Genomic DNA, 15,190 nt, shown 5'->3' on the forward strand with positions numbered 1-15,190 from the left:
GAGAACCGGCAGCCGATTACGCGCGGCCTTGGGCCAAGGTTCCGGATCACGCTCCAAAGGGGGCCGTAGACACTGTCCGGGGTCGGACTGTCAAGCCAAGATGGGAACCCGGCCGGCATTCAACCGGGGATGTGGCTTCCTAGAATCCGCCGGCCGTCTGGTTGGCGTCAACCTCTGCCCCCGCCCGCGCGCGGCGCGCGCTGTTGACCAGTTGCCCCGGCCGATCCTCCCGGTTCGGCTTCGCGGTGGCGAGCCGCAGCACCGCGGCGTAGCCCGGCTGCACCTCCATGCGGCCGGCATGCCGGCTGGCGCTCAGCAGGCGATGCACCTTCGGCAAATTGTAGCAGGGCACGTAGAACAACAGGTGATGCTCGAGGTGATAGTTCACGTAGTACGGCGCGATGAACAGGCGCTCGAGAAAATTGGCATGCGTGGTGCGGGTGTTGCGCAAGGGGTCATTGCTGTCAGGGACGACGGCGTGCTCGGCGATATTGCGGATACGGGTGATGACCATCATCCAGGTCAGGAGCGGCACCAGCCATAGCAGCGGATAGGCCCACCACACGCCGGCCGCCGCACACGCGGCGAGCATCGCGGCATTGACGATGCATTGCGGACCGAGCTTGTCCCAGAAATGCGCCGCACGCTGCCGCCATGGCCAGTCCTTCGGCCCGAGCGCGTTGAGCAATTGCGCCTTGCGTTGCTGATAACCGGTCTGTCCGGTGATGTCGCGAATGAACTTGCGGCGATAGCTCAGCTTGGTGATCGGAAACGGCGCCGACAGCACCAGATCGGGATCGTCCTCCTGCTGGGTGCGCGCGTGATGCTGCAAGTGATAGCGCCGGTAGCTGCGCGTCTCTGCAAACAGCGGATAGGCACAGAACCATTGGCTCAGCGCCAGATTGGTTTTCTCGTCGGCAGATAGGCAACCATGCGCGCCGTCATGCATGAGAATGGCGAGCCCAAGCTGGCGCGAGCCGATGATGGCGACGGCGAGAATGTATGTCAGCGGATTGGGCCACCACGCGACCAGAGCGATCGCGCCTACGATCAGCGCCCAGGCATGCACGATCAGTGCGACGCCTTTCCACGTCACGCGCTGGCGCACGTCGGCCAATTGTTCGTCGGTCAGGAAATCGCGGGCACGCATGCGAAGCGCGGTCATGGCCTAACTCTCCCCATCCGAAGTGGTCGATGTGTCGTGCTGCTCGACGAGACGCAGGCGCGCCGCGTCGCCCGTGGATTTCGCCTGCTCACCGAGCACGCGCAGCATCTCGGCGCAGAGCTGGTCGGACGAACGGCCCATGGCGTAGCCTTCGAGGATGACGCCGATGGCGACGGCCCAGAACCGCCGCGAGCTTTCGTCGGGCGCGCGCAGGGAGCGCCAGCCATGCCGCGCGACCTGGCTCGCATAGGCCCGCGCGCCTTCACTGTGCAGCCGTTCGATGGTGCGCTCGACCAGTGGCGCGAGATCCTGGCGCCGCCGCGTCAGTGTCAGGGCTTCGGCGAAGAAGGCGACCGAATCGCTCGCCGTGACCGTCTCGGCCAGCGCGTGCGTATATTCCCGCGGCGTGCGCGTCTTCAGCGCCGCCTGCTCCGTCGCGCGCGCCAGGTACAGCAGCTCGCGGCAGGCGCATTCGACGAACAGCGCCTCCTTGGTGCGGAAATAATAGGTGATCTGGCTCGGGAACGCATCCGCCGCGGCCGCGATGTCGGTGATCGCCGTGCCTGAAAGTCCCCGCTCCCGGAACAGCGGGCTCGCTGCATCCAGCAGCAGCGACCGCATCTTGCGGCCGGCCGAGCGCGTGGCGCGCGCGGCATGCTTGGGGTCGCCGGCGCCCGGTTCGAACGGAGCATGGGCAGAATTATCTGCCATTGGATCCTCCCGCTGCTTTCTTTGTATGCTATACAAACAAATAAATCAAGCCAGATTTGAGGGTGGGTAACGACCGCCTACGGACGGTCCAGGCCTAGACTCGGTCCCCAACCTTGCAAAGCCGGCCAAAATCCGTATAAGGCGCGCATCCGCAGACCCCGGCCGGGAGCTGAACGGACGGTCTCAGCAAATCATTCGTGATTTTGGTGTGGCAGGGCCAGTCGGCCCGTCGTCCCGTGTTTCCGCCTTCTGAGCTTGATCCCAGAGTCCTTTCCGAAGGTCTCTTAAGGGCTTGACGCCGGGCGATGCGCCAACATGAGGAAAGGACTTCCATGCCTCTTTACGAGCATGTTTTTCTCGCGCGTCAGGACGCGAGCCCGCAGCAGGTCGAAGAGCTGACTGCGCAGATGACCGGTATCGTCGAGGGTCTCGGCGGCAAGATCACCAAGACCGAGAATTGGGGCGTTCGCTCCCTCACCTACCGCATGAACAAGAACCGCAAGGCGCACTTCGTGCTGCTCAACATCGACGCGCCGTCCGCGGCGATTGCCGAGATCGAGCGCCAGGAGCGCATCAGCGAAGACGTGATCCGCTATCTCAGCGTCCGCGTCGAAGAACTCGAGGAAGGCCCGTCCGCGATGATGCGCAAGGCCGATCGTGATCGCGAGCGTGACGACCGCGGCGGCGGCTTCCGCGGCGAGCGTGAGGGCGGCTTCCGTGGTGACCGCGAGGGCGGCTTCCGCGGTGACCGCGGCCCGCGCCGCCCGCGCGAAGAAGCTGAAACCACGACGGATGGGGAGTAAGATCAATGGCTGAAGCTGGTGCACGCCGTCCGTTTTTCCGTCGTCGCAAGAGCTGCCCGTTCACGGGCGCCAATGCTCCCAAGATCGACTACAAGGACTCCAAGCTCCTGATGCGTTACGTCTCCGAGCGCGGCAAGATCGTGCCGAGCCGCATCACCGCGGTGTCCGCGAAGAAGCAGCGTGAGCTCGCCCGCGCCATCAAGCGCGCGCGGTTCCTGGGCCTGTTGCCCTACGTCATTCGCTGATACGACCAATTCGACCGGCGGCCGTTGAGCCGCCGGTCGTAAACTGATCTGAACGCATAAGGCTTCCGGGTCGTCCGGTCGCCGATGGTTGGGGCAAACGATGCCTCTAACCGCTCGAAGGGAGCGGGACAGCTGATGATGGCCTTTGGACTGATAGCCCTGATCGCCGGCGCCGCGTCGGCCCTGATGTTCGCCTCGATCATTTCGGGCGCGCTGATCTCGCTTGTCCTGTTCTATCTCGCACCGCTGCCGCTGATGGTCGCCGCGATCGGCTGGGGGCCGCTGTGCGCGAGCCTCGGCGGCATTGCCGCCGCAATCGGCCTCGGCGCCCTGTTCGGCCTGCCCTATTGCATCGCCTTCGCCGTGACCGTCGCATTGCCGGCCTGGTGGCTCGGCCACCTCGTCCTGCTCGGTCGGCAGGTCGGAAGCGTCGGGCCAGACGCCTCCGTCGCCGAGCCGCCGGCCGAACCCGAGATCGAGTGGTATCCGGTCGGCCGCATCCTGCTCTGGATCGCAGGTTTTGCCGCGCTGACCACGATCGCCGCCCTACTCACGCTCGGCACCGACGCGGAGACCATCACCGGCACGCTGCGGCGCGGCCTGATGCGCCTTCTGCGAACCACCGACCCGCAAACCTCGGGCGAAGCCAGCCAGTTCGTCGATGCGCTGGTGCGCATCGCACCGGCCGCCGCCACCATCGTCGCGATGATGACGCTGACCCTCAACCTCTGGCTCAGCGCCAAGGTGACGGCGACGTCGGGCCGGCTGCGTCGTCCCTGGCCGGACATGAAGACGGCCGAGCTGCCGCCGATGACGCTCGTGGCGCTCTGCATCGCGCTCGCCTTCTGCTTCACCGGCGGGCTGCTCGCGATCGTCGCGCAGATCACCACGGCCGCGCTGATGATGGGCTATGCGCTGACCGGTTTCGCCGTGCTGCATACGCTGACGCTGACGCTGAAGAGCCGCACCTTCTGGCTCGGCTCCACCTACGCCGTCGTCGTCGTGTTCGGATGGCCCGTGATCGCGATGGTGATCCTCGGCCTTGCGGATGCCGTGTTCGGCTTCCGCGAGCGCTTCCTGCGCAGCCGGCAGCCCCCGCCGCTGCCAACACCTTAAGTCCACCCCCGAAAACTGAAACTCAGACCACTTCAAAGGAGAACGAATATGGAAGTCATTTTGCTGGAACGCGTCAACAAGCTCGGCCAGATGGGCGAAGTCGTGAAGGTTCGCGACGGCTATGCCCGCAATTTCCTGCTCAAGCGCGGCAAGGCGCTGCGCGCCACCACCGACAACCGCGCCAAGTATGACGGCATGAAGGCCGAGCTCGAGGCCCGCAACCTCCAGGCCAAGGGCGAGGCGTCCAAGGTCGCCGAGAAGATCGAGGGCAAGAACATCATCGTGATCCGTCAGGCCTCCGAAGCCGGCCAGCTGTTCGGTTCGGTCACGGTGCGCGACCTCGTCGCCGCGTTCGAGACCGACGGCGTCCACCTCGACCGTCCGCAGGTGCAGCTCGACGCGCCAATCAAGACCATCGGCAAGCACACGGTCACCGTCGCCGTTCATCCCGAGGTCGAGGTCGAGATCACCGTGACGGTCGCGCGCAGCCAGGACGAAGCCGAGCGCATCAACCGCGGCGAGGACATCTCGACCCGCAACGAGGACCGCGACGCCGCCGCCGAGGCGATCGCCGCGGCCGGCGAGTTCTTCGATCCGGAAGCCCAGCACGAGGAGGTCGAGCCGGCGCCGGCTGCGGAAGAGAAGTAAGCAGCACGTACAGCTCGTCATGCGCGGGCTTGGCCCGCGCATCCATCAGGAGAGTTTGCTCAAGAAGATGGATTGCCGGGCCTAGGCCCGGCAATGACAACAGAGAATGGATCAGCCCGGTCGCTTCAGGCGGCCGGGCTTTTCGTTTTGGCGGCGACGTCCTCGCTGAGCATCGCGATCGAAGCGAGCGCGGTTGCCGTATGCTTCTCGATGCCATCGCTGACGCAGAACACGTCGGCCGCGACCACGGCAACCTGACGGCCCGGCTTGATCACTCTTGCCCGGCAGATCAGCTTCTCGCCGACCGCGGGCGACAACAAATTGAGCTTGTATTCCGCCGTCAGCGCCGGCTGGCCGCGCGAGGTGGCGGCAGCGATCGTCGTGGCGTTGTCGACCAAGAAGGCAGTCACGCCGCCATGAAAAAAGCCGTGCTGCTGAAGCAGTTCCGGTCGCCGCTCTACGGCGATGGTACAGGTGCCGCGCGACAATTCGGACAGCTCGGCGCCGACCAGATTCATAAAGCCCTGCCGGCCGACATTGGCGTGGATGCGCTCGGCAACGGCTGCGAATTCGGGGTCCGCTTCGGCTCGCATGCTGTCTCTCCCTATTGTTTGTCGATGCGATCGAGTGGCCGTAGCGCACGGATGGCGCAGGCGATCAGCGTGTCGGCCTCGATGCGCGGATCAGCGCGTTCGCGTCCCGACAGAAAGGCGCGGCAGAAGATCTGGGCCGGGCCGATCATCTGGCTGACGAACATCACCGGCGTCATCGGCCGCAGCTCGCCGCGCGCGACCAGCGGCGCACGCCAGCGCTCGATGCCTTCGACAAGGCGCGCGTTCTGCGCGCGCTGGCCGTCGCGCACGTCCTCGCCCCATTCGCTGCGCGAGATCTCAAAGAGATAGCGCGCCTCGCGCCGGCTGGTGACGACCCAGTCGAGATGCGCCCGGATCAGGCGATCGATACCCTCCTCCGCATCGGGCACGGGATCGAGCGCAGCCAGCACCGCGGCGTGATAGTGCCGCAGCACCTCCAGGAACAGCGCGCCGGCGAGCTCCTTCTTCGATCCGAAGGCATGAAAGAAGCTGCCATTGGAGGCGCGCGCCCGGGTGCGGATCGCGGCCACCGTCGCAGCCTCGAAGCCGACGCGGTCGAATACGATTAGTCCGGCCTCCAACAGGTCATCACGCATGCTCGCCGTCATCGAGACCCCCTAGAGTATTGCTCTAGAGCCACGCTCTAGCATCGGTCAAGACAGTGCGGAGGCCGCGATGCTGGGCCTCCGCAGTGTCGATTGGAAAATGTGGATTGGCTTAGCGCGAGATCGGCGGCGCCGGCGGGCCGGAGGACTCGGCTGGCACTGCCGACGGGGCCGCAGCGGTCGCGGGCGGCGCCGATTCCTGCGGTTTGGCCGCGGGTGCCGGTTCGGAATTGGCGGCAGGCGCGGCTGGCTTGGGAGCGGCCTCTTCCGCCGGCTTCGGCTCGGCCGGCTTCACGGCCGTTGGTGCAGCAGACGGCGTCACCTGCGGGACCGGATCGGGGCGCAGCGCCGGAGCTTCGCTGCCGCGGGGCTCGACCTTCGCGCTATCGGGCGTGGCCTCGGCGGGCTTCTCGGATGCCTTGCCGGTGTCGGGCTTGGCTTCGTCACGACCCGGCTCGACCGGCTCGACCTTGGCGCTGTCGGGCTTGGCCGTCTCAGGCTTTAACTCGACCTTCGGCTCGCTCTTCTTGTCTTCAGTGGCCGGCGCGGCGGCGTCGACCTTCGGTGCCTCCTCAGTCCCGGGCTTGCCGCGGCGCTTGGCCTTGCGTCCCTCCGGTGCTGCCTGGCCCTCGGACTTCGTGCCGTCCTCGGCCGGACGCGCAGCACGCTTCTGGCGCGCGCCCTCGGCCGCCGGAGCGGCCCCCTCGCCCTCCGGCTTGGCGGCCTCCTGCGACCGCTGACGGCGGCCCTGATGTTCGGACTGGCCCGGAGCCGTATTGGCTTCCTTATCCTTGGCGCCGTCCTTCTTGTCCTTGCCGTCCTTGGCCTGGTAGCGGGTGTCGGAGGCACCGTTGGAGACGAGGTAGGAGGCGAGGATGCCCGCCATGTCCGAGCTCGTGGTGTAGTGCTGGCGCAGGAAGCCCGGCAGCGAACCCGGCGCCACGGACTTTAGAAGCCCGCGCGGGCTCTTGTGGCAGGCATTGCAGGTCTGCGCGAAGAGCTGGGACGGAGTCTTGCCGGCCTCGAGGTTCGTTGCCTGCGCAAGAACGGTATCGGTCGCGCCGAAGCCGATCAGAAGCAGTACCGTCGCGAGACTGAGCGCTCGGCTCGACATTTCCCATCATCTCCATTGAAATCCGAGAGGTGCAGCCGGCATCCCGCGCGGCGGCGGTCACCTTTTAGCCGATTGAGCCGCGAATGGAAGCAGGTCCGCGCGCAAGGATGTGATTAAGCGCTTTTCGAATATCGGCTTTGAGCACAGCGCAATAGCGCAGCCGGACCTGCTCCCCTAGATTTAGATGCAAACGCATAGGAACCCGAGCGGGACCCTGAGCGTCAAATGTAAAGGCCGGGTTAGTCGCATCTCTTCGGGTCCGCTCGAGAGGAAGGTGTCGATGGACCGTTTGTTGCGTAGATTCCTGTCTCAATTCATCCGCCGCGGGTCGATGATGCTGACCAGCGCAAGCGGGGCGACGTTTACTGTCGGCGACGGCTCTGGCGAACCGGTCGCGGTACGCTTCATTACGGCGGATGCGGAGCGGAAAATCCTCATCAATCCCGAGCTCGGGCTTGGCGAGGCCTATATGGACGGCGAATTCGTGGTCGAACGCGGCACCATAGCTGATGCCCTCGCGATCCTGCTCGATCAACCCGACCTATTGCCGCAGTGGGCAAAACCGTGGTGGCACCTGCGCTATCTGACGCGCCACCTGAAGCAGTTCAATCCGCGCTCGCGCGCCCGCAGCAACGTGGCGCACCACTACGATCTCGACGCCCGGCTCTATTCGCTCTTCCTCGATGCCGACAAGCAATATAGCTGCGCCTATTTCGAGACGCCGGAGACGACGCTCGACGATGCGCAGCTCGCCAAAAAGCGGCACATCGCCGCAAAGCTGCTCGTCAGGAGTGGCCAGCGCGTGCTCGACATCGGCTCGGGCTGGGGCGGGCTCGGGCTCTATCTCGCCGAGATCGCGGGCGCCGACGTCACCGGCATCACCCTGTCGACCGAGCAATTGCAGGTCGCCAATGCGCGCGCCGCCGAAAAGGGCCTGACGGGCTCGGCCAAATTCCTGCTGCAGGACTACCGCGACATCGACGGACCATTCGACCGCATCGTCTCGGTCGGCATGTTCGAGCATGTCGGCGCCCGCTTCTACGACACCTACTTCCAGCGCTGCGCCGAGCTCTTGAGCGAGGACGGCGTCATGCTGCTGCACTCGATCGGCCGCTCGCAGGGGCCGGACTCGACCAATCCCTGGATCGCCAAATACATCTTCCCCGGCGGCTACATCCCCGCTCTGTCCGAGGTGCTGCCGGCGATCGAGCGGGCGGGCCTGCTGGTCTGCGACATCGAGATCCTGCGCCTGCATTACGCCGAGACGCTGAAAGCCTGGCGGGAGCGCTTCATGGCGCGGCGAGAGGAGGCCGTGCAGCTCTACGACGAGCGCTTCGCGCTGATGTGGGAGTTCTATCTGGCGGCCTGCGAAATGACCTTCCGCAAGCAGGCCATGATGAACTTCCAGATCCAGCTCACCCGTCGCCAGGGCGTGGTGCCGATCACGCGCGACTACGTCACGCGCGAAGAAGCCCGGCTGCGGGCCATCGAGGGCGGCGCCAAGCCCAGGCTGAAGCTGGCAGGTGAATAAGCTCTAAAAGCGCGATGAGATTAGGATGAATCGTCATCGCGCTTTAGGTTATTGTTTGAGCATGATCTTTTCGGAAAACCGCTGCACACTTTTCCGCATCATGCTCTAGTGACGCAGGGTCGAAATCTGGGAGAGCCGGAAAGAGGCGTTTAACGCCAGTTGCGCCCGCAATTCGACGAGAAGTTCGGGTGCGACCGGCTGACGCCGCACTTCAGGCCGCTCGGCGTGCTCCATGGCCGCGATCAGTCCCGCGAGCCAGAGCCGGCTGCCTGCTTCGCTCCGCCATATCTGCTGCTGCCGTTCTGGCCGCATTGCTTGCCTCGTCTTCCCGCTGGCGCGTCGGGGACAACCCCCTGCCCGCCGGCCTGTTCCGGCTCTACCCCGAAAGAATCCGGGAAGATGTGATCTGTTTCACATAAGTCTGGTCGGACCTGACTTAGATCGTCGCCATGAGCAAAGAGACCCAAACCTCATTCGACGTGCAGGACGACGTCCGCACCGATTACGCCCTGATCGTCACCGGCGTCGGGGCGGCCTTGGTTGCGCTGGTCTACCTCCTGCTGGTCTGAAGCCGAGCCGAAAGCTCCCAGCGTGCGTCAATTCGCGCGTTCTTCGATAGGTCTGCGCGCCAATCCATAAGGTTCACGGCTGCAGGATTTTTCCGTGGCGCGGGGTGCGGCCGCTTCCAAGCGGCATCTGGTTCCGCGAAAATCCGTCAAGCGCGGGGCGTGCTGCGGCTACCAATCATCCACCATTTTCACTGAGCGGTTGATAGCGGTCAGCTTTTGCTTCCGCTTTGGGCCGAGGCGGCGCTTTATCGCGCCCCGCATCCGCCCAAGAAAATTGCTAAGCACGTCCGACCATGGCCCTGACTGATTCGAACGTTCTCAAACTCGCGCCCGACGCCGGGACTCCCGCCTATCGGAGCGCGCCGCATAATATCGAGGCGGAACAGAGCCTCCTGGGCGCGATCCTGGTCAACAACGACGCCTTCTACCGCGTCTCCGACTTCCTGGAGGCGAAGCATTTCTTCGAGCCGCTGCACCAGACCATTTTCGAGACCGCCGGCAGCCTGATCCGGATGGGCAAGATCGCGACGCCCGTCACGCTGAAGACGTTCCTTCCCGCCGACACCGACGTCGGCGGCATGACCATCGGGCAATATCTGGCGCGGCTCGCGGCCGAAGCGACCACCATCATCAATGCCCAGGACTATGGCCGCACCATCTATGACCTGTCGTTGCGGCGCGACCTGATCGGCATCGGCGAGGACATGGTCAATGTCGCCTATGACGCGCCGGTCGATTTCCAGCCGCGGGCGCAGATCGAGGACGCCGAGCGCCGCCTCTACGAACTCGCCGAGTCCGGCCGCTATGACGGCGGCTTCCAGAAATTCTCGCAGGCGCTGACGGTCGCCGTCGATCTTGCGGCGAAAGCATTCCAGCGCGACGGAAAGCTGTCGGGCATCTCGACGGGCCTGCGCGACCTCGACACCAAGATGGGCGGCTTGCAGCACTCCGACCTCATCATCGTGGCGGGACGTCCCGGCATGGGCAAGACCTCGCTTGCGACCAACATCGCCTACAACGTCGCACAAGCCTATGTTCCGGAACTCCAGGCCGACGGCACCATGAAGGCCGCCAATGGCGGCGTGATCGGCTTCTTCTCCTGCGAAATGTCGGCCGACCAGCTCGCCACGCGTATCGTGGCCGAGCGCACCGGCATCCCCTCCTCCCACATCCGCCGCGGCGGCATCTCGGAAGCCGATTTCGAGAAGATCCGCCAGGTCTCGATCGAGCTGCAATCGCTGCCGTTCTATGTCGACGCCACCGGCGGCCTGTCGATCGCGCAGCTGATGGCGCGCGCCCGCCGGCTCAAGCGCCAGAAGGGCCTAGACCTCCTGGTGATCGACTACATCCAGCTCTTGTCCGGCTCGGGCAAGCGCGCCAGCGACAGCCGCGTGCAGGAAATCACGGAGATCACGACCAGCCTGAAGGCGCTGGCCAAGGAGCTCAACGTTCCCGTGATCGCGCTATCGCAGCTGTCGCGTCAGGTGGAATCGCGTGACGACAAACGGCCGCAGCTCTCGGACCTGCGCGAATCCGGCTCGATCGAGCAGGACGCCGACGTCGTGCTGTTCGTGTTCCGCGAGGAATATTACCTCGCGATGAAGGAGCCGCGCCCCGGCACCGAGGAGCACGCCAAATGGCAGGCCGACATGGAACGCACGGTCGGCCGGGCCGAAGTCATCATCGGCAAGCAGCGCCATGGCCCGACCGGCACGGTCGAGCTGCACTTCGATGCCTCGGTCACCCGCTTCGGCGACCTCGCCCATGACGGCCAGTTGCCGGATCGCAGCGACTACTAGAGTGATCCCCGGGTTGAACCACTCGGGCCTCTTGCGTAAAACGGCGTCATGACAATGGCGTCCGACCCGAAAATGATCTCGCAATCCGGTCCTCTCTCCGCGGGGGCCAATCAGGCTGCCGCGCTCGCTGCCTATGGCGGCGTGCTCACCGTCGATCTCGACGCCATCATCGCCAATTGGCGCAAGCTCGAGAAGACGGCGGTGCCGGCCGAATGCGCGGCGGTGATCAAGGCCGATGCCTATGGGTGCGGCGCCCCCGAAGTCGCGCGTGCGCTGAGCAGGGCCGGCTGCAAGACCTTCTTCGTTGCCACCATCGAGGAAGCGCGCAAGGTGCGTGAGGCTGTGCCGGAGCCCACGATCTACGTGCTCGGCGGCTATTTCCAGAACACCGGCGAGCACTACGCGAAGATCAATTGCCGGCCGGTGATCGGCGATCTCAACGAGCTCGCCGAATGGGACGTGTTCTGCCGCCGCAGCGGCTGGAACGGAGGTGCCGCTGTTCACATCGACACCGGCATGAACCGGCTCGGCCTGACGCTTGCGGATGCGCAGGCCATCATCCCCCGCATCAACGCCGGCGATCACGGCATCACGCTGGTGATGAGCCATCTGGTCTCGGCCGAGCAGCTCAACAGCCCGGTCAATGCAAGACAACTCGCCGCCTTCCGCGGCATCGCCAGCGAGTTCTCAGGCGTGCCGGCCGCGCTCGCCAACTCCTCCGGCATCTTCCTCGGCGCCCCCTTCCAGTTCGACATGGTACGACCGGGGGCCGCGCTCTACGGCGTCAACCCGACGCCGGAGGCCGACAATCCGATGCAGCAGGTGGTCGACCTCAAGGCGCGCATCGTGCAGATCCGCACCATCGATCGCGGCGAGAGCGTCGGCTATGGCGGCACCTGGACCGCACGGCGGCCGACCAAGCTCGCGATCATCGCGGTCGGCTATGCCGACGGCTATTTCCGCGCCGCCAGCTCCAATGACGGCACCCGCGGCGCCGAAGTCATCGTGGCCGGAAAGCGCTGCCCGGTCGCGGGCCGCATCTCGATGGACCTGATCGCAATCGATATCACCGACCTGCCGCCGAACGCGGCGCGGCGCGGCCACATGGTGACGCTGCTCGGAGAGGGCATCACCGTCGACGAGCTCGCGCATCATTTCGGCACGATCGGCTATGAGGTGCTGACCAGCCTCGGCCACCGCTACGCCCGCATCTACAAGGGCGGCAACGTCGTGGAGCTGCTGGCAAAGCCGGCGCCCCCAGCACAGGCTTCCGAGCAGCTGTCGTCGCCGCCGCCGGTCGAGCAGCCGGCGAGCCCGCCGCCGTTGCCGAGCTGAGCGATACGCGCGTGCCCCGGACGCAGCGCAGCGCTACTTCAGCGGTGCGTTGCAGAGCCGGGGCCCATCTCTCCACATCGTACGGTGTCGCTCTCTGGGTCACGGCTCAGCGTCGCATCACTGCGTGCTGCGCCGCGTCCGGGACACGAGAGCGGCCGCTCACTTCTTCTTCCTGCTGTCCAGCGCCGCCTTGCAGGTCGCAGTGAGCTGGTCGCGCTTGCCGTTGAGGCATGCAACGATGCCGCCGCCCGGCGCGATGCCGGCGCAGAATTTGTCATAGTCCGCCTTGCACGCGCCGCGCGGATCGGACGATTGTGCCGATGCGGCTCCGGAGAACGCGATGACGAGTGCGACGGCAACAAAGCTCAACTTGGACATTGTGTCTCCGGTATCGGAAGGCAGAAGCGTTAGCCCTACATGAAGATCGCGACATTCAACATCAACAACATCAATCGCCGCCTGCCCAATCTCTTGGCATGGCTGCGCGTGGCGAAGCCCGATGTCGTCGCGCTTCAGGAGTTGAAGGCAAGTGATGGCGAATTTCCGGCGGCGGCCATCGAAAAGGCCGGCTATGGCGCAGTCTGGCGTGGACAAAAGACCTGGAGCGGCGTCGCCCTCCTCGCTCGCAACGCCGAGCCGGTGCTCACCCGCGATCGCTTGCCGGGGAAGGCCGATGATCACGAGGCGCGCTACATCGAGGCCGCCGTGCGCGGCATCATCGTCACCAGCATTTACCTGCCGAACGGCAATCCGCAGCCCGGGCCGAAATTCGACTACAAGCTCGACTGGTTCGCGCGGCTCAAGCGCCACGCCAAGAGCTTCATCAAGCAGGATCTGCCGGTGGTGCTCGCCGGCGACTACAACGTCGCCCCCACGGAGATCGACATCTATCCGACCCGCTCATGGGACAAGGATGCACTGATCCAGCCGAAGAGCCGCGCGGCATTTGCCTCGCTGGTCGAACAAGGCTGGTGCGACGCGATCCGCGAATTGCATCCCGAACAGCGCATCTACACGTTCTGGGACTACAAGCGAAACCGCTGGCCGCGCGATGCGGGCCTGCGGCTCGATCATCTCCTGCTCAGCCCTGCCCTCGCCCCGCGGCTGGTCAAAGCTGGCGTCGACAAGGCGATCCGCGGCGAGGATGACGCCAGCGATCACGCGCCGGCGTGGGTGGAGTTGAAATAGGTCGACGATGCCGTGGCCCGTAGGGTAGGCAAAGGCGCATAGCGCCGTGCCCACCATCTCTATCCTCGCCGAGGTCGAAATGGTGGGCACGCTAACGCTTTGCCCACCCTACGAAACTGTGGGCTCACCACAAATTCCTGCCGTCGATCACGGTCACCGGCACGGCCTCCAGATCGAAATCGTCGAACAGGCGCGCATTCACGGCGACCTTGGGATTGTCGAAATCGGGTTTGCCGGTCGACCAGTCCGGCGACTCCGAATAGGTGCCGCAGCCGCAGCTCGCGCAGAAATGATGTTTGACGGTGCGGCTGCCCCAGAGATAGGTCGCGACGTTTTCCGCCGGCGACAGCAGGCGGAACTGTGCCGGCGTGTAATAGGCCCACAGCGCGCCGCGCTTGGCACATAGCGTGCAGGTGCAGCGCGTCACGCTCGAAGGCGCCTCCGTCACCTCGAACACCGTCTCACCACAATGACAGCTTGCCTCGATCGGCATGACCCGCTCTCCGTTTTGTCAGGAGATGGTCGTAGCCGGCCCCTGCTGCCAACATGCTGTCAGCAGCGGGACGCCTAAAACAAAAACCTGAAAAACAACCCCATGCACAGTAGCCGACCCCTGTGCGCTCAATGACTTACGCGAAATCCGAAATCTCATTTGACTCGTCGGGCAAAACACCGGCAGAATGTCATCATCGAGGAATTCTCCCGACGCTGCCAACATGCGCTCGCGCGGTCGCTATCGCGCTTCAGCCGCCATATTTCGCCAGCGAACCTCCTCGTCACCGCCAGATCAACGGATCGGTTCAACACGGCATCGGCGCGGTACACCAAATCGGATTGTGTAATTGCGGGCTCGCGGAACAGAGCCCTCGCGGCCCACCAGCGGGGGCATGAATGTTGGCTCCGAAGCCCGCCGTCTCAACGCCGGTCGCCCATTTCCACCCTCGTTTAGTTAAGGCCTCTTGACCTCCGGGTCTTGGTTATCATACTGGTCTGACCAAGATCAGACCAAAAGGACTGGGATGGAACTCAAGCGGGCCACCGAGGGCGAAAAGGGGTTCGAGAAGGTGTTCGCCTTCTTGCGCGAACGCCTGCTTGCGGGCTCGCTCAAGCCTGGCGACCGCCTGATCTCCGAGCGCGAGCTGGCGACCTTGCTCGGTGTCAGCCGGCCGATCGTCCGCGAGGCGCTGCGCGCCCTCACCGTGCTCGGCATCGTCGAGATCCGCGACCGCATCGGCACCGTGGTGACGCGGCCAGACGTCTCCGTGCTGAATGACTTCTTCACCTTCGCGCTCGCCCAACAAGCGGACATGCTCGACGATGTCATGCAGGCCCGCGTCGCGATCGAATGCCAGGCGATCAGGCTCGCCTGCGAACATGCCAACATCGCCGATTTCGAACGCCTGCAGCGCGCGCTGGCAAAGATCGGAGAAACGATCGACGAAGCCGATGCCGGCGGCATGGCCGACTTCGAATTCCATCGCGCCATCGTCGTCGCCTCGCATTCGGAGACGCTGACGGTTTTGCACAGTTCGATGGCGGGCCTGTTGACGCATTCGCATCGCAGCCGCCGCGAGCTGGTGCAGGCCTTCCCGTCGATGAAGACCTATCTGATCGATGATCACCGCCGCATCTTCGAAGCGGTCATTGCACGTGATCCGGAGCGCGCGGACGCGACGCTGCGCAAGCATTTTGCCATCGGCGACGAATACCGGCGGCGCGCCGTCGTCGGCGACATCGACACGACCAGCGCCTCGGGCTGATCGCGGAC

Annotated in this window: 17 protein-coding genes; 9 read left to right on the forward strand and 8 right to left on the reverse strand. The window is 65.0% G+C overall.

Going from position 1 to position 15,190, the window contains the following annotated elements; all coding sequences use genetic code 11:
• Positions 1–139 precede the first annotated feature (139 nt).
• Both ACNJX8_RS23815 and ACNJX8_RS23820 read right to left on the reverse strand, forming a co-directional pair.
• Entirely contained in the window at positions 140–1,165 is a 1,026-nt protein-coding gene (locus ACNJX8_RS23815; protein WP_439356950.1) for a fatty acid desaturase family protein, read from the reverse strand.
• Between the two features lie 3 nt (positions 1,166–1,168).
• Complete coding sequence (locus tag ACNJX8_RS23820) at positions 1,169–1,876, reverse strand: TetR/AcrR family transcriptional regulator C-terminal domain-containing protein (RefSeq protein ID WP_439356952.1); 708 nt, start codon at positions 1,874–1,876, stop codon at positions 1,169–1,171.
• 332 nt (positions 1,877–2,208) lie between these two features.
• On the opposite strand from ACNJX8_RS23820, the gene rpsF reads away from it, so the two are divergent.
• The 4 genes from rpsF to rplI all read left to right on the forward strand — a co-directional run bounded on the left by rpsF (position 2,209) and on the right by rplI (position 4,688).
• A complete protein-coding gene (rpsF, locus tag ACNJX8_RS23825) occupies positions 2,209–2,679 on the forward strand; it encodes a 30S ribosomal protein S6 (protein ID WP_438108860.1) in 471 nt (156 codons plus the stop codon).
• A 5-nt stretch (positions 2,680–2,684) separates the two neighbouring features.
• On the forward strand, positions 2,685–2,924 hold the full coding sequence (rpsR, locus tag ACNJX8_RS23830) for a 30S ribosomal protein S18 (RefSeq protein ID WP_007592020.1): 240 nt from the start codon (positions 2,685–2,687) through the stop codon (positions 2,922–2,924).
• A gap of 135 nt (positions 2,925–3,059) precedes the next feature.
• Entirely contained in the window at positions 3,060–4,040 is a 981-nt protein-coding gene (locus ACNJX8_RS23835) for a DUF2232 domain-containing protein (RefSeq protein WP_128942990.1), read from the forward strand.
• A 48-nt stretch (positions 4,041–4,088) separates the two neighbouring features.
• Positions 4,089–4,688, forward strand: coding sequence for a 50S ribosomal protein L9 (gene rplI, locus ACNJX8_RS23840; RefSeq protein ID WP_128934279.1), 600 nt, complete (start codon positions 4,089–4,091; stop codon positions 4,686–4,688).
• A 125-nt stretch (positions 4,689–4,813) separates the two neighbouring features.
• Here the strand turns inward: rplI and ACNJX8_RS23845 are convergent, their stop codons facing one another.
• From ACNJX8_RS23845 to ACNJX8_RS23855, 3 genes are all read right to left on the reverse strand, one after another.
• On the reverse strand, positions 4,814–5,281 hold the full coding sequence (locus tag ACNJX8_RS23845; protein ID WP_438108868.1) for a PaaI family thioesterase: 468 nt from the start codon (positions 5,279–5,281) through the stop codon (positions 4,814–4,816).
• An 11-nt stretch (positions 5,282–5,292) separates the two neighbouring features.
• The gene (locus ACNJX8_RS23850; protein ID WP_439356956.1) at positions 5,293–5,889 is read right to left on the reverse strand and encodes a TetR/AcrR family transcriptional regulator; all 597 of its coding nucleotides are present in this window, start codon (positions 5,887–5,889) and stop codon (positions 5,293–5,295) included.
• A gap of 109 nt (positions 5,890–5,998) precedes the next feature.
• Positions 5,999–7,000, reverse strand: coding sequence for a hypothetical protein (locus tag ACNJX8_RS23855; protein ID WP_439356958.1), 1,002 nt, complete (start codon positions 6,998–7,000; stop codon positions 5,999–6,001).
• Positions 7,001–7,280: 280 nt separating this feature from the next.
• On the opposite strand from ACNJX8_RS23855, the gene ACNJX8_RS23860 reads away from it, so the two are divergent.
• A complete protein-coding gene (locus ACNJX8_RS23860) occupies positions 7,281–8,531 on the forward strand; it encodes an SAM-dependent methyltransferase (protein WP_164940273.1) in 1,251 nt (416 codons plus the stop codon).
• 105 nt (positions 8,532–8,636) lie between these two features.
• Here the strand turns inward: ACNJX8_RS23860 and ACNJX8_RS23865 are convergent, their stop codons facing one another.
• Positions 8,637–8,843, reverse strand: a complete 207-nt coding sequence (locus ACNJX8_RS23865) for a transcriptional regulator (protein ID WP_128934284.1) — start codon at positions 8,841–8,843, stop codon at positions 8,637–8,639.
• A gap of 550 nt (positions 8,844–9,393) precedes the next feature.
• Between ACNJX8_RS23865 and ACNJX8_RS23870 the strand changes: the two genes are divergently transcribed.
• Both ACNJX8_RS23870 and alr read left to right on the forward strand, forming a co-directional pair.
• Complete coding sequence (locus ACNJX8_RS23870) at positions 9,394–10,899, forward strand: replicative DNA helicase (RefSeq protein WP_091895028.1); 1,506 nt, start codon at positions 9,394–9,396, stop codon at positions 10,897–10,899.
• 72 nt (positions 10,900–10,971) lie between these two features.
• On the forward strand, positions 10,972–12,234 hold the full coding sequence (alr, locus tag ACNJX8_RS23875) for an alanine racemase (protein WP_439361961.1): 1,263 nt from the start codon (positions 10,972–10,974) through the stop codon (positions 12,232–12,234).
• A 159-nt stretch (positions 12,235–12,393) separates the two neighbouring features.
• Here the strand turns inward: alr and ACNJX8_RS23880 are convergent, their stop codons facing one another.
• Complete coding sequence (locus ACNJX8_RS23880) at positions 12,394–12,612, reverse strand: cysteine rich repeat-containing protein (protein WP_128934286.1); 219 nt, start codon at positions 12,610–12,612, stop codon at positions 12,394–12,396.
• Positions 12,613–12,651: 39 nt separating this feature from the next.
• On the opposite strand from ACNJX8_RS23880, the gene ACNJX8_RS23885 reads away from it, so the two are divergent.
• On the forward strand, positions 12,652–13,422 hold the full coding sequence (locus tag ACNJX8_RS23885; protein WP_439356961.1) for an exodeoxyribonuclease III: 771 nt from the start codon (positions 12,652–12,654) through the stop codon (positions 13,420–13,422).
• Between the two features lie 124 nt (positions 13,423–13,546).
• On the opposite strand, the gene ACNJX8_RS23890 is transcribed toward ACNJX8_RS23885, so the two are convergent.
• Complete coding sequence (locus ACNJX8_RS23890; RefSeq protein ID WP_439356963.1) at positions 13,547–13,915, reverse strand: GFA family protein; 369 nt, start codon at positions 13,913–13,915, stop codon at positions 13,547–13,549.
• Between the two features lie 526 nt (positions 13,916–14,441).
• Between ACNJX8_RS23890 and ACNJX8_RS23895 the strand changes: the two genes are divergently transcribed.
• Entirely contained in the window at positions 14,442–15,182 is a 741-nt protein-coding gene (locus tag ACNJX8_RS23895) for a FadR/GntR family transcriptional regulator (RefSeq protein WP_439356964.1), read from the forward strand.
• Positions 15,183–15,190 lie beyond the last annotated feature (8 nt).

The organism is Bradyrhizobium sp. SPXBL-04, assembly GCF_051853035.1.
Classification (GTDB): Bacteria; Pseudomonadota; Alphaproteobacteria; order Rhizobiales; family Xanthobacteraceae; genus Bradyrhizobium; species Bradyrhizobium zhanjiangense.

Bases quoted from the DNA above. Each gene is read 5' to 3' on its own strand.
- rplI (WP_128934279.1), top strand. From the start codon at position 4,089: ATGGAAGTCATTTTGCTGGAACGCGTCAACAAGCTCGGCCAGATGGGC.
- alr (WP_439361961.1), top strand. From the start codon at position 10,972: ATGATCTCGCAATCCGGTCCTCTCTCCGCGGGGGCCAATCAGGCTGCC.
- ACNJX8_RS23895 (WP_439356964.1), top strand. From the start codon at position 14,442: ATGGAACTCAAGCGGGCCACCGAGGGCGAAAAGGGGTTCGAGAAGGTG.
- ACNJX8_RS23870 (WP_091895028.1), top strand. From the start codon at position 9,394: ATGGCCCTGACTGATTCGAACGTTCTCAAACTCGCGCCCGACGCCGGG.
- rpsF (WP_438108860.1), top strand. From the start codon at position 2,209: ATGCCTCTTTACGAGCATGTTTTTCTCGCGCGTCAGGACGCGAGCCCG.
- rpsR (WP_007592020.1), top strand. From the start codon at position 2,685: ATGGCTGAAGCTGGTGCACGCCGTCCGTTTTTCCGTCGTCGCAAGAGC.
- ACNJX8_RS23845 (WP_438108868.1), bottom strand. From the start codon at position 5,281: ATGCGAGCCGAAGCGGACCCCGAATTCGCAGCCGTTGCCGAGCGCATC.
- ACNJX8_RS23855 (WP_439356958.1), bottom strand. From the start codon at position 7,000: ATGTCGAGCCGAGCGCTCAGTCTCGCGACGGTACTGCTTCTGATCGGC.
- ACNJX8_RS23860 (WP_164940273.1), top strand. From the start codon at position 7,281: ATGGACCGTTTGTTGCGTAGATTCCTGTCTCAATTCATCCGCCGCGGG.
- ACNJX8_RS23850 (WP_439356956.1), bottom strand. From the start codon at position 5,889: ATGACGGCGAGCATGCGTGATGACCTGTTGGAGGCCGGACTAATCGTA.
- ACNJX8_RS23885 (WP_439356961.1), top strand. From the start codon at position 12,652: ATGAAGATCGCGACATTCAACATCAACAACATCAATCGCCGCCTGCCC.
- ACNJX8_RS23835 (WP_128942990.1), top strand. From the start codon at position 3,060: ATGATGGCCTTTGGACTGATAGCCCTGATCGCCGGCGCCGCGTCGGCC.
- ACNJX8_RS23820 (WP_439356952.1), bottom strand. From the start codon at position 1,876: ATGGCAGATAATTCTGCCCATGCTCCGTTCGAACCGGGCGCCGGCGAC.
- ACNJX8_RS23865 (WP_128934284.1), bottom strand. From the start codon at position 8,843: ATGCGGCCAGAACGGCAGCAGCAGATATGGCGGAGCGAAGCAGGCAGC.
- ACNJX8_RS23890 (WP_439356963.1), bottom strand. From the start codon at position 13,915: ATGCCGATCGAGGCAAGCTGTCATTGTGGTGAGACGGTGTTCGAGGTG.
- ACNJX8_RS23880 (WP_128934286.1), bottom strand. From the start codon at position 12,612: ATGTCCAAGTTGAGCTTTGTTGCCGTCGCACTCGTCATCGCGTTCTCC.
- ACNJX8_RS23815 (WP_439356950.1), bottom strand. From the start codon at position 1,165: ATGACCGCGCTTCGCATGCGTGCCCGCGATTTCCTGACCGACGAACAA.